The sequence below is a fragment of the Paenibacillus sp. MMS18-CY102 genome (assembly GCF_009789195.1).
GTDB lineage: Bacteria > Bacillota > Bacilli > Paenibacillales > Paenibacillaceae > Paenibacillus_T.
Genome location: NZ_WSTC01000003.1, coordinates 25,354 through 37,775, shown reverse-complemented (window position 1 = coordinate 37,775; position 12,422 = coordinate 25,354). Strand labels below are relative to the sequence as shown.

13 protein-coding genes are annotated in these 12,422 nt (G+C 53.7%); 10 read left to right on the top strand and 3 right to left on the bottom strand.

All coding sequences use genetic code 11. The annotated features are described in order from the left end of the window. Positions 1 to 12: 12 nt before the first annotated feature. Positions 13 to 438, bottom strand: a complete 426-nt coding sequence (locus tag GON22_RS02865; RefSeq protein WP_160394625.1) for a DUF3995 domain-containing protein — start codon at positions 436 to 438, stop codon at positions 13 to 15. 6 nt (positions 439 to 444) lie between these two features. Further along, complete coding sequence (locus GON22_RS02860; RefSeq protein ID WP_160394624.1) at positions 445 to 1,050, bottom strand: TetR/AcrR family transcriptional regulator; 606 nt, start codon at positions 1,048 to 1,050, stop codon at positions 445 to 447. A gap of 272 nt (positions 1,051 to 1,322) precedes the next feature. Between GON22_RS02860 and GON22_RS02855 the strand changes: the two genes are divergently transcribed. Continuing rightward, on the top strand, positions 1,323 to 1,961 hold the full coding sequence (locus GON22_RS02855; RefSeq protein WP_160394623.1) for a hypothetical protein: 639 nt from the start codon (positions 1,323 to 1,325) through the stop codon (positions 1,959 to 1,961). 100 nt (positions 1,962 to 2,061) lie between these two features. Next, positions 2,062 to 2,439: a hypothetical protein gene (locus tag GON22_RS02850; RefSeq protein WP_160394622.1), complete on the top strand. Its 378-nt coding sequence runs from the start codon at positions 2,062 to 2,064 to the stop codon at positions 2,437 to 2,439. 325 nt (positions 2,440 to 2,764) lie between these two features. On the opposite strand, the gene GON22_RS02845 is transcribed toward GON22_RS02850, so the two are convergent. Beyond that, positions 2,765 to 4,426, bottom strand: coding sequence for a sensor domain-containing diguanylate cyclase (locus GON22_RS02845; protein WP_160394621.1), 1,662 nt, complete (start codon positions 4,424 to 4,426; stop codon positions 2,765 to 2,767). Between the two features lie 259 nt (positions 4,427 to 4,685). Here GON22_RS02845 and GON22_RS02840 point away from each other — a divergent pair, with 259 nt between their 5' ends. From GON22_RS02840 to solA, 8 genes are all read left to right on the top strand, one after another. Further along, complete coding sequence (locus GON22_RS02840; protein WP_160394620.1) at positions 4,686 to 5,588, top strand: LysR family transcriptional regulator; 903 nt, start codon at positions 4,686 to 4,688, stop codon at positions 5,586 to 5,588. A 126-nt stretch (positions 5,589 to 5,714) separates the two neighbouring features. Next, positions 5,715 to 6,578 (top strand): transporter substrate-binding domain-containing protein, encoded by an 864-nt coding sequence (locus GON22_RS02835; RefSeq protein WP_237178986.1) that lies wholly within the window; start codon positions 5,715 to 5,717, stop codon positions 6,576 to 6,578. 34 nt (positions 6,579 to 6,612) lie between these two features. Beyond that, on the top strand, positions 6,613 to 7,530 hold the full coding sequence (locus GON22_RS02830) for an amino acid ABC transporter permease (RefSeq protein WP_160394619.1): 918 nt from the start codon (positions 6,613 to 6,615) through the stop codon (positions 7,528 to 7,530). Further along, positions 7,527 to 8,237: an amino acid ABC transporter permease gene (locus tag GON22_RS02825; RefSeq protein ID WP_160394618.1), complete on the top strand. Its 711-nt coding sequence runs from the start codon at positions 7,527 to 7,529 to the stop codon at positions 8,235 to 8,237. Before GON22_RS02830 ends, GON22_RS02825 begins: the two co-directional genes overlap by 4 nt. Further along, positions 8,234 to 8,986 (top strand): amino acid ABC transporter ATP-binding protein, encoded by a 753-nt coding sequence (locus GON22_RS02820; RefSeq protein ID WP_160394617.1) that lies wholly within the window; start codon positions 8,234 to 8,236, stop codon positions 8,984 to 8,986. The genes GON22_RS02825 and GON22_RS02820 overlap by 4 nt, the downstream gene beginning before the upstream one ends. Before the next feature lie 28 nt (positions 8,987 to 9,014). Then, positions 9,015 to 10,040 (top strand): LLM class flavin-dependent oxidoreductase, encoded by a 1,026-nt coding sequence (locus GON22_RS02815; protein ID WP_160394616.1) that lies wholly within the window; start codon positions 9,015 to 9,017, stop codon positions 10,038 to 10,040. Further along, on the top strand, positions 10,037 to 11,239 hold the full coding sequence (locus tag GON22_RS02810; protein ID WP_160394615.1) for an amidohydrolase: 1,203 nt from the start codon (positions 10,037 to 10,039) through the stop codon (positions 11,237 to 11,239). The genes GON22_RS02815 and GON22_RS02810 overlap by 4 nt, the downstream gene beginning before the upstream one ends. After that, entirely contained in the window at positions 11,236 to 12,393 is a 1,158-nt protein-coding gene (solA, locus tag GON22_RS02805) for an N-methyl-L-tryptophan oxidase (protein WP_160394614.1), read from the top strand. The genes GON22_RS02810 and solA overlap by 4 nt, the downstream gene beginning before the upstream one ends. The last annotated feature ends 29 nt before the right edge of the window (positions 12,394 to 12,422 follow it).

The window sequence follows — 12,422 nt, the reverse complement described above, 5'->3', positions numbered from 1 at the left end:
TTGTTCCTCCTTCTAATAGGCGATTAATACCGTGGTATAGGCAAGGCAGAGTAGAAAGCATAAGGGAGTGAAGAGGCGGGAGTCATACGCCGCGAATGCCGTTCCCCGAACGGATCGGAACAAGCCAACGTATCGAAAATCACCAATCGTGCGCAAGCCGAAGACAGCTGCGCATAGGCGGCAGCCCCAGAGCGTCCAAGTTTCGTCGAAACGTTGCGGGAGCAGGTTGGCCTGCGTGGCTAACAAGCTTGTGGCAACGAAGAGCGCCACTGCAACCGCGACGGTTGCAAGCCTGCTGGGGCGGAAGGCTGGGCTGCCCGCGGCAGACGATGGAACGGCCACATGGCCACCCCAAGTTCCGCCGAACGCCCAAAATAAATGAATGATACCGAGCAATGCGAGAACGCAAACGGCGAGCAGGAGAAGGGAATCCAGCATAAGCGGTTAACCTCCCTGCTGGCCTGTGGGATGAATGCCGTGCCAGGCCAATTCGAACCGGCTCTTGAAGCGTGTGCGCATATCGAAAGCATCGTCAGGGGATGATGCCCATGCCGTTAGCGTATGGAAGTAGATGCCGGAGATGATGGCGGCGGCATTCGAGCACTCCAGCGAGGCAGGGAGTTTCCCCTCCGCGCGGGCAGCTTTCAACTGCTGGGCAATCATCCCTTGAAACCGATCCATGACACGGAGTTCTTCCGCCATAGCCGGTTCCGAGCGTATCATCTCCATCATCATAATTCGGACCAGCTCGCGATCACTTGTATAGCGGCTCATTAGGGCATCGAATAAGCTGAGCAAGGCGGCTTTCGGATCTTCATTCGAGCTTGTCGCCATCAATCGCTCACGGGTAGCTTCCATCTGTAGCTCACTTAAGTACAATAGAATCGATTCTTTACGGGGAAAATAGTTATAAAAGGTGCCTTTGGCAATGCCGCAAGCTTGCGTAATTTCTTCAACCGTCACTTGATTGAACCCTTTGGCCTTGAACAAGGCGAGCGCTTCTTCGTAAATCTGGCCCTTCAGCGCTTGCTTGCGTGTTTCCCTTAGCATATGGTGGCTCCTCGCTTTCCTGGGTGGAAATAATGACTATAGTCATGATATGACTTCAGTCATTATTATATGCTGAACGGAAATGATAGACAAGAGGCGGTATGTTCAATGAAATTAATCCTAGTTGACAGGTGGGATTTGTGTGTATAGTATGGGGCTAACAGACAACCGTGGAATAAAATTCAGGAGGTGGCCTTAGAACGGTTCTAGTTTGTGTACTATTTATATGTATAATATCTATTTATCTAATTTCACATTAGGAGATGAAGAGAATGGGTAAAAAAATAATCAGTACGTTAGTATCGGTTGTATTAGGTATCTCTTTTTTGGTTCAACCGTCCTATGCTGAAAGTAAGCCTACTCCTAATGTGACGACATTTAAAGAAATTAAAGATAAAAAAGAGTTGCTTGAAAGAGCGAAAAAAGGGATTTCTGACATTGACCTTACTAGCGAGAATGGCGAAGAGGAAATCGTACCGTCGATCGGTAGCGATAATAAATTATTGAAAATTAAAAAGTATAAAACAGCCCAACTCTTAAGAAAAGAAGTTGAAGCTGATGGAACGGTTACTAGTACGTATGCGTTAACAACCATTGCTTTGGCTTCGCCAAGCAGAACGGATTCAATTTGGGATCAAACTTCAAGCGTAGAAGTATATTCAACCATTTACTGGAATAAAACGGTGAAGAATGGACTGACATATAAGAAGCTTACTAGTGCTAGCGGCGGTTGGACAATTGCTCAAGTTGGTGTAACTACAACATCGTCTTATAGTTATACAGTACCAAGTAGTGTGGATGCAGTGACTGCTGCTGGTTCATATATCGTAGCAAATGTTGGCATAACCAGTACTGCAACGATAAGTGCTTTTGGTTCAAGTTGGGTGCTTACAGCAAATAATCGTGCATAATTTAGAATCGAATTGGAAGGAGCAGCTCCGTAGAGCCCGCTCCTTTTGCACTTAATAAGTATTTGTTATTACAAATGTTCTGTTTATGGAGGTATGCACATTGAACAAGAAAGATAGCTGGAAGGTCATTTTCTATTTGGCTTGGACAGCCGTTTTTATTGCAGCATTATACGGTGCCTCTAGGCTAGAGAAGCTGGCTGTGGAGACTTATCAGAGTGTGGGAGAATACCATGCATATGCTTGGAGCGAGAGGGGGATCTACTTTGCATTAGGATTGTTGCTTTCTTTGCTTCTTTGGCAGCGGAGACCGCTTCGTATCCGTTTAATCTTGCTGTTTCCCGTATTTCTCCCGCTTGCACTGACCGCACTGCTAACCCCAATCTATACACTTCCACCAAATGGCATTGTTATCAATATTTCTGCATTGGCGACCGGTCTTTTATTGCCTCCATTGTTTCAAGGGGGAAAATCCTCCTAGTCATCCCATGATTGTTAAGCTGATGCCCACAAGTAAGAGAGTGTCCTAAAGCCTTTTCTCTAACGGACCTGAGAGCCGTTATTCCCCTCCCAAAGCGCTTGTTAAAAATGTAACGGACTCCACAGCCGTTATTTAGCCATTTTGCTGCCTCGTGAGGGCGATAGTGGCCAAATAGCGGCTGCTGGGTCCGTTAGAACAAAAATGTGCCGAATTTTGATTAAATAAGGGCTGCTGAGTCCGTTACACAAGTTCCATCAACAGAGAAAGGGTGTCCCCAAGCTTACGCTTGTGGGGCACCCTTCTTTGCAGACTTATGCTTATGCACTTATCTTCTGCTAATCGGCTGCTTCGGGAGCAAGCTGCTGAGCGGCACTTCTCCAGCCAGCATTGTCCGGTTACGGCCGGCTTCCTTCGCAGCATACAGCGCTTCATCTGCCAGCTTGAACAGCGTATTCGTATCCGCGGCATGATGCGGATACGCGGCGACGCCCAGCGACACGGTAATGACCTTGTTCGCTGGCGTTGCTGTCTTCTGGACAGCCAGGCGAATCCGCTCTGCCAGCCGGAACGCTTCTTCGGCGCCGCAGCCCGGCAGCAGCACGACGAACTCCTCGCCGCCATAGCGGCAGCAAATATCAAGGGCGCGCACCGAGTGGTTAAGCACATCCGCCAGGCATTTGAGCACCTCGTCGCCAACTTGGTGGCCGAGCGTATCATTGATGGTTTTGAACCGGTCAATGTCCAATACGATTAAGCTGAACGGCTCTTCGTTCGCGGTCCATTTGCCCATCTCCTCTTCCATCGCCCTGCGATTGAGCAGCCCCGTTAGTGGATCGACCAATGCCGCATGGGTCAGCACCTCGGATTGCTTGCGCATCGACTCAACAGCGCCGAGGACGGTCTGGGTGAGCACGTAAGCTTCGCGATTCCAATGGTTTCGCTTAATGGGAGGAGAGAAGGCCTGGCCGTCGGCAGCATGCCCGATGTAGTCCGCCAAGGCAGCGAATGGCATCGCCAGCCTGCGGGCAATGAACATCGCGAGCAGCATAATAATAAGGAATGGCAGCCCCATATAGATGACAGTTGAACGGGTTTGGCTGTTCAACTGGGCATAGATGGTCTCGACAGGCGATTGGACGACGATGCCCCAGCCATTGCTCGCTACGTTAGAAAATCCGGCGAGGAACGTTTCGCCTTGCGTATTTTTCACCTTCTCTTCGCCATTAAACCCCTTCATCAGCTTACGGACGACGTCGTTTCCCGATACGTCATCGCCAAGGCGTTCGGGGTCGGGATGAAAGACCAATTTGCCCGTAGGGTCGACGACGTAGAAGTAAGAGCCGGCGCTATCGATCAAATTGCTGCCGAAAATCGTGCTCAAAATGTTCTTTTCGTGCAGGTAGATCGTACCGCCAATGTACCCCTTGTACATGCCCTGTTTGTCGAATACTGGCTCGGTTATTAAGACGATTAGCCGCCCAGTTGCACTTATATATGGCGTGGAGACGTAGGATGCTTTGGCAGCGAGCGCTTCTTGGGATGCTTTGGTCGTCAGCTTCTTGCCCTTAAGCTCAATGGCGGGGGGCGAGACGTTCTGAACGATGCCTTTCGTATTCACCCAGAAGATGGAGTTGAAGTAGCTGCTCGTCTTGCGCGAATATTCCAGATGATCCAGTATGCCGGCGTCAGACAGTGCAGGATTGTCACGCAAAAAATGTGAGGCTGTCAGCAAGCTGGCACGCATCGATTGGAACAGCGAATCCATCGTCAGGCTCATTCGGGTTGCGCTAGTATTGTTTAATTGAAGTGTCGTATTGTACAGCGATTGCCGCTGGGAATGATAGGAGGCCGTTAAGGCAACGACGAGTGTCAGTAAAACGGCGAGCGCTGTTAGTGCGGACAACAGCATCGGCAGCGTTAGTTTGTATCTGCGCCTTGTTACAGAAGCATAAATTATCGGGATCACCTGCTTGATTAAGAATGTCATGTTCAGCGTTCTTTAATAAGTTTCGACAAAATTCGCCCAAATCCTCTCCGATTAAAAAAAGCAATAGACATTCAATCGGAAAAGTGTATAATCTAATTACCAAGTATTCCGAGCTATAAGGTATGAATTAAAGTGAATACCATTATCCGACTGACCGGAACACCGGAAGCCGACAGTGCAGCGCAAGCGAGCAATGTCGTGCTTTTTTTTTATATCCTAAGGGCTGGATTGGGCCTGCACAAGGAGGAAGGGGATCGTTATGAACATTGAGAATATCGAAGCTTTCGTCTATGTGATCCATTTTAATAGCTTTAATAAAGCGGCGGATGCACTGTTTCTGTCCCAACCATCTGTTACCGCACGGATTCAATCGTTGGAGCGGGAGCTGGATGCGAAGTTGTTCGAGAGGGAAGGCAAACAGTTTTCACTGACGGAGCAAGGCAAGCAGTTTCTTCCATTCGCCCAGCAAATTATTCAATCGTACAAAAAAGGCAAGCAGCATCTGCATCAGCGCAAGGCGGGCGATGTACGTGAGCTTCGGATCGGCTGTACGGTGACGGCGGCCAATTACTTGCTTCCGCTGGTGCTGCCACAGCTTAAGCAAGCCTATCCTGAGCTGCATGTGAAACTGGTCACGGCTTCAACGGATGCCATCATTCATCATATGGAAAATCGGGAACTGGATATCGGCTTAGTGCGCGGCACGACACATCCGCTGATGGATACGAACCTGTTTTATGAGGATCACATCCGTTTGTTCGTTCATCCGGACCATCCTTTTGCGAAGCAGCAGGAGGTGACGATGGAGGAGGCGGCGCTGGAACCTTTCCTATTCTTCGAATGCGGCTCGCTCGATTGGATGAAGATTCACCGGTTATTCGATTCGCTGGAGCGCCCACCTGTTATCGCGTATGAGATCGACAATATGGAGACGGCCAAAAAGCTTATCGCTTCGGGGCTTGGCATCGGGTTTCTGCCCGAGCTTATCGTACGGGCGGAAGTGGAAGCTGGGAAGCTGGTGCCAATCGCTATTCGGTCGCTCGGCATTTTGACGCTTCGTACCTGTGTCCTGACCCGAAAAGGCGAAAGCGTGGAGCTCGCAAGGCAACTGCTCGATATCGGGCGCGACACTTGCTTATCGAAACAATCAATCCATGTATAGAAGCGATCAATAACCGCGAGGCATTCAGCGATGGTACAGTGTAAATATAAATCATACTTAATCACTAAGGATTATATGAATTAAAATTATAGATATGTGGTTGCATCCACGACGGAGGGGTTCATTATGAAACGGAAACCAGTTAAACATTCACTCGTAATCGCAGCACTGCTTGTATTTACGCTCGTCTTTACCGCTTGCGGTTCGGACAACAAGCCAGCGGAAAAAGCTAGCGCATCTGCTACTGATGCAGGCGGGGCCAAAGAAGTGAAGAAAATCGTCGTTGGCACGGGAACGCAGTTCCCCGGCGTATGCTTCATCGATGACAGCGGCAAGCTGACGGGTTATGACGTCGAGCTTATCCGTGAGCTGGATAAACGGCTGGATGGCTACGAATTTGAACTCAAGACGATGGACTTCTCAAACCTGCTGCTCAGCTTAGAGACGAGCAAGATTGACGTCATCGCGCACCAAATGGAGAAAAACCCGGAGCGGGAAGCGAAGTTCCTGTTTAATAAAGAGCCTTATAGCATTTTCCTCTCGAAGGTTGCAGTTAGTGCCAAGAACAATGATGTGAAGTCGATCGAGGACCTGAAGGGCAAGAAGATCCAAGTGAGCCCTACGAGCAACCAGGCGTATTTCTTGAAGAAGTATAAGGAAGAGCATAGCGATGCTTTCGATCTAGTGTTCAGCAGCAACGGTTCGAACGATCTTGTGCAGCAAATCGAAAGCGGGCGTATCGACGCGACGCTCTCAACGGACTTCGCCCTGCGGTTCCATACGGACGCCGATGGCAAGGAAGCGCTCAAAACGGTGGGCGAGCCGCTCATTCAATCCGACGTATTGTTCGTGCTTCGCAAAGATAGCCAAGAGCTGGCGGACCAATTAGATGAAGCGATTCGCGAAGTGAAGGCGGATGGCACGTTGTCTAAGCTGAGCCTGCAATGGCTAGGCGCGGATTACACTAAAGGGCTTGCTGAAAGCAAATAGATTCATACGCTAACGTGGAAAGAAGGGGCGCGCGATGGGCAGAAGGTTCGACATTCATTATTTGTGGCAATTCATTCCGAAGCTGCTAGGCTACTTGGAGATTACGCTGTTTATCGTGGCGGCCTCTATGCTGCTCGGCTTCCTCGTCGGCTTCCTCATCGCGTTGCCCCGCATGTACAATGTGCCGGTGCTTAGAACGGTGTCTCGGGTATATGTGTCCTTTTTCCGGGGAACGCCGATTCTGATTCAGCTGTTTCTGATCTACTACGGATTGCCGGAGCTGCTTAAAGGTGTCGGAGCCGACGTCTCCAAGGTTCCTGTGCTCGCCTTCGTCATTCTGACCTATGGCCTGCATGCGGGGGCGTTTATTTCCGAAACGGTTCGGGCGGGCGTCGCTGCTGTCGATCGCGGGCAGGCCGAGGCGGCGCTTGCGATTGGCATGACGGGCTACCAATCGTTCGTCCGCATCATTTTGCCGCAGGCGGTCGCCGTCTCGCTGCCGGTCGTTGCCAATATCGTAATCGCGAATCTAAAAGATACTTCGCTCGCTTTCTCGCTTGGCGTCATGGAGATGACGGGCAAGTCGCAGACGCTCGGGCAGGCGACGCAGCATTTTATCGAGGTGTATATTGCGTTGTCGGCCATTTACTTCGCTGTCAGCATGGTGCTCGAAAGCTTGTTCGGCCTTGCGGAGCGGCGGCTGTTGCGCCATGAGCCACGGCAGCAGAACAGTTGGGGAGAGCCGCCTAAGCCGGCATTCTTGTCCAGATGGTGGGAGACGGCAAGCGTGCTTGTCCAACGGCTTCCTGGTTATCAGCGGCAAATTGGCGAAGACGGCCGCCCGTTAGCGGGACCAGCCCCAACCTTCGATGAATTCGGCATTCCGCTAGGAAAATCGGACCGCTTGCGGAATGAGCGCAGGCCATTATCGGAAGGCGGTGAAGGAAGATGACGATCGATCCCGCGTTTATTGCAGAAGCATTCTGGAAGCTGCTATCGGCGCTTCCGACGACGCTGCTCATAACGGCTGTCTCGGTGCTGCTGGGCTTTCTCATCGGAACAGCAACCGCGCTGCTGCGCATCTATCGCGTACCGTTTCTGCACCCGATCGCAGCGTTCTACGTCAAGTTTATCCGGGGAACGCCGATGCTGATGCATTTGTTCCTTATTTATTTCGGGCTTCCCAACCTGATTGACCGCCTGTCGGCTTACTTTGGCTGGGCGTTCACCTCGGTGCAAATCCCGATTATCGTGTTTGTTTTAATTGCCTTCTCACTAACGGCAGGGGCTTACATGTCTGAGATCGTTCGATCGGGCATGCTGGCTGTCGACCGTGGGCAGCTGGAAGCGGCGCTATCCGTTGGGATGGCGCGGATGCAGGCGATTCGCCGCATCGTATTCCCGCAGGCGCTGGCCGTTAGCTTGCCGAACCTGTCGAATTCATTGATTGGCATGCTGCATGGTTCAACGGTGGCGTTCACCGTGCCCGTCATCGAAGTATTGGGCGAAGCGAATATTGTGGCGATGACGAACTGGAAATATTTTGAGGCGTTCATTGCGGCGGCGATTCTCTATTGGGCACTTACGCTGCTGATCGAGAAATTGACGGGCGTGCTGGAGAAGCGGATATCCCTTTATAACAGAGGAGGCGTAGCATGATTCGATTATCGGCGATACGCAAATCGTACGGCAAACAAGAGGTGCTCCGAGGCATCGACCTGACGGTTGAGAAGGGCGAGGTCGTCGCTATTCTTGGCCCGAGCGGCTCCGGCAAGACGACGCTGCTGCGCTGCATCAATTACCTCGAGCGCCCAGCGGAAGGGCAGATCGCCATTGGCGAATATAAGCTCGATGCGGAGAAAGCAACGAAGAAGGATATTCACGCCTTGCGCCTGCGAACGGCGATGGTGTTTCAGAACTATAACTTGTTTAAGCACAAAACGGTGCTTGAGAACGTGATGGAGGGCCTTGTCATCGTGCGCAAGCTGCCGAAGGATGAGGCGCGCCGCATTAGCCTTGAAGTGCTGGAGAAGGTAGGGCTAGCCAACAAGCTGGACGCTTATCCAAGCAGCTTGTCTGGCGGCCAACAGCAGCGGGTAGGCATCGCCCGTGCACTTGCGCTTAATCCCGAGGTGCTGCTGTTCGATGAGCCGACGTCGGCGCTAGATCCTGAGCTGGTAGGCGAGGTGCTTGAAGTTATCCGCTGCATCGCAAGGGAAGGCATTACGATGATTGTGGTTACGCATGAGATGGGCTTCGCCCGCGATGTCGCGAACCATGTCGTATTTATGGATGGAGGCGTCATCGTAGAGGAGGGCAAGCCGGAGGAGTTATTCGGTTCGCCGAAGGAAGAGCGGACACGGCAATTTCTCAAACGGTATTCGCAGGAATGGAGCTATTCCATTTAATTGCATGACAACGAAAGGAGCGACAGTAATGACGGCTGTTCGATTAAGCATTCTTGACCAAAGCCCAATCTACGAAGGAGAGACGGGAGTAGAGGCGCTGCAGCGCACGGTTGAGCTGGCGCAATGCGCAGAGAAGCTCGGTTATGCGCGATTCTGGGTGTCGGAGCATCATGATTCCAATCAGGTCGCTGGCTCATCCCCTGAGGTGTTAATTTCCTATTTGCTTGCACGCACGTCGACGATCCGTATCGGATCAGGCGGCGTTATGCTGCAGCATTATAGCCCTTATAAAGTAGCGGAAAATTTTAACGTGCTCGCATCGCTTGCGCCAGGGCGCGTCGATCTGGGCATCGGGCGTGCGCCGGGCGGTCTGCCGCGGTCGACGCGCGCGCTCCAGCAGACGGGCGGCGGCGACTCCGGCCCTCGCGACCTTGGCGATAAGGTGAAGGAGCTGGCGAAGTTTCTGAACAACACGCTGGAGGAGGGACATCCGTTGGCAGGCCTTCGCGCTGCGCCGATTGTGGCGAATCCAGCAGCGCTGTATTTGCTGGGGGCAAGCGTGGCCAGTGCGCAGATCGCGGCTGAATTGGCTTATCCGTACGTCTTCTCCCTGTTTATCAATAACGATGAAGCGATAGCGAAGGAAGCGCTCGATACGTATCGGGCGAACTTCGACCGGTCACAGGGCGTAGAGCCGCAGCCGATACTGGCACTGTCGCTCATCGTGGCGGACACGGAAGAGGAAGCGAATACGCTGGCCGGCGAGTATAAGATCGTTAAGCTGCACCTGGAGAGCGGGCGTACGCTGACGGTTGGCACGCTGGAGCAAGCGGAGGAGTTCGGCCGCCAGACGAATGAGAAGTTCACGGTCGAGGAGAAGCCTGCCGAGATCATTCGCGGGACGAAGGACTCCGTACGCCGACAGCTGCTTGAAGCGAAGGAACGTTATGGCGTAGGGGAGTTTGTTGTGACGACGGCGGTTCGCGATTTTGGCAAAAGGCTGCGGTCATTCGAGCTGCTGCGCGAAGCGTTTACGGAGGTGGCGGCGCAATGACGGAGCATAAGGTGAAGGCGCCGGAGCTTGAGCAGCGATTAATCGATAGCCGAAGGCATTTGCATCGCCATCCCGAGCTATCGAATGAGGAATTCGAGACGACCGCCTATATCCGTAGCCAGCTCGAAGCTGCCGGCATCCGCATTGGCGAGTACGGGCTGCAGACGGGGCTTATTGCTGAGATTGGCGGCGTGAACGCCGGACCGATCGTGGCGCTACGGGCTGATATCGATGCGCTGCCGATTCAAGAGGCGACCGGGTTGCCGTATGCTTCGTCGGCCGATGGCAAGATGCATGCTTGCGGGCATGATTTTCACACGGCGTCTGCCATTGGCGCAGCGCTGCTGCTAAAGGAGCGGGAGGCTTCGCTTCCGGGCACGGTTCGGATTATATTCCAGCCGGCGGAGGAGAAGGCGACAGGCGCAAGGCAAGTGATTGAGAGCGGCGCGCTGAACGATGTGCAGGCGATATTCGGCCTTCATAACAAGCCGGACCTGCCGGTTGGAACGGTTGGCATTAAGGAAGGGCCGCTGATGGCGGCGGCGGATGGCTTTCTCGTCGAAGTTACGGGTTTAGGCACGCATGCGGCCGTGCCGGAAGCGGGCATCGATCCGGTCGTCGCGTCCGCGCATATCATTACGGCGCTTCAGACGATTGTCAGCCGCAATGTGAGCCCGCTGGATAGTGCGGTCGTCAGCGTGACGCGGCTTAACACGGGCACGTCATGGAACGTTATCCCGGATAAAGCGATCTTCGACGGTACGCTGCGCACGTACGAGGAAGACGTGCGCGTGCGGGTGAAAGAGCGGCTGCAGGAGGTTGTGCATGGCGTCGCTGCAGCATTCGGGACCAAAGCGAGCGTGCGCTGGATTTTGGGGCCGCCAGCCGTGCGTAACGATGCAGCGCTTGCGGCGCTTGCAAGCTCGGTTGCGGAGCGTACGGGATTAACGGCCGTCGTGCCGAAGCCTTCGCTTGCTGGCGAAGACTTCGCCTTCTATCAGCGGCATGTGCCGGGCGTATTCGTCTTCGTCGGGACGTCGGGCCCGCAGGAGTGGCATCATCCGGCGTTCGACGTGGATGAATCGGCGCTGCTGCCGACGGCAACTTACTTGGCAGAGCTGGCAGCGGCAGCGCTGCAGCAGCTCCATGCAGGCGAGGGAGTCCAATCAGCAGCTGCGGCGGACGGCTTGCCTGCATGACCGGCGGCTCCGGTTACGACGTAATCGTCGTCGGCGCAGGCTCGATGGGGATGAGCGCGGGCTATCACTTGGCGTCCCAAGGTGCGCGAACGCTGCTGATTGACCGTTTTGATCCGCCGCATCTGGAGGGCAGCCATCACGGCGAGCCCCGATTGATCCGGCATGCGTATAGCGGGGGCGATGCTTATATTAAGCTGGCGCTGCGGGCTGACGCGCTCTGGCGGGAGCTGGAGGAGCAGTCTGGCGAGCAGCTGTTGTACCGGTCCGGCGTGCTCAATGTTGCGGATCCGGATGTGTACCGGTATGGCGAACGGGCTGAAGATGCCACCCGGCACGGCATTGCTGCTGAACGGCTGAATGCGAAAGAGATTCGTTATCGCTGGCCAGGATGGTCGCTGCCTGCATGGTTCGAGGCGATGTATGAGCCCAATGCCGGGTATTTGCGAAGCGAACGCTGTGTTGCAGCATATCGGCGAGCAGCGCTGCAAGCTGGCGCAAAGCTGGTGACAGGAGCGGAAGCGGCCGGGATCGAAGCAGCGCAGGGCGGCAGTGTGACGGTGCGGACGTCGAAGGGGGCCTTTCACGCTGATCGCGTTATTTTGAGCGCGGGCGCGTGGTTTGGAACGCTCGCTTCGTTCATCGATCTGCCGATCCGCGCGGTCCGCAAGACCGTCGGGTGGTTCCAGCCATTGGTTTCAGATCGGCGGTTCGATGCCGGACGATTTCCTGGATTTACGATTGGCACACGTGATGGAGGCTTCTATGGCTTCCCGAGCATTGATGGCGCTGGCGTTAAGCTGGGCCGCCATGACGGTGGAGTTGCATGGAAACCGGGTGAACGGTTGGCGCCGTTCGGCAGCCTTACGGAGGATGAAGGCGATTTGCGGCGGGCGTTAGAGAAAAACATGCCTTCGGCCGCAGGGAGGCTATTGCAAGGAGCGGTATGCAAATATGAGCTGACGCCAGATGAGGGGTTCATCATCGATCGGCACCCAGCACATGGCAACGTGTGGATTGCGGGCGGATTTTCCGGCCATGGCTTCAAGTTCGCAAGCGCTGTTGGCGAAGTGTTGGCTAACCTGGCGCTCACTGGCACCACGCCATATGAGCTGGATGAATTCAAACTTTCGAGATTTGGAGCCCTTATTTCCTAGAGCCATAAAGCCATACCATAGAACCGTTG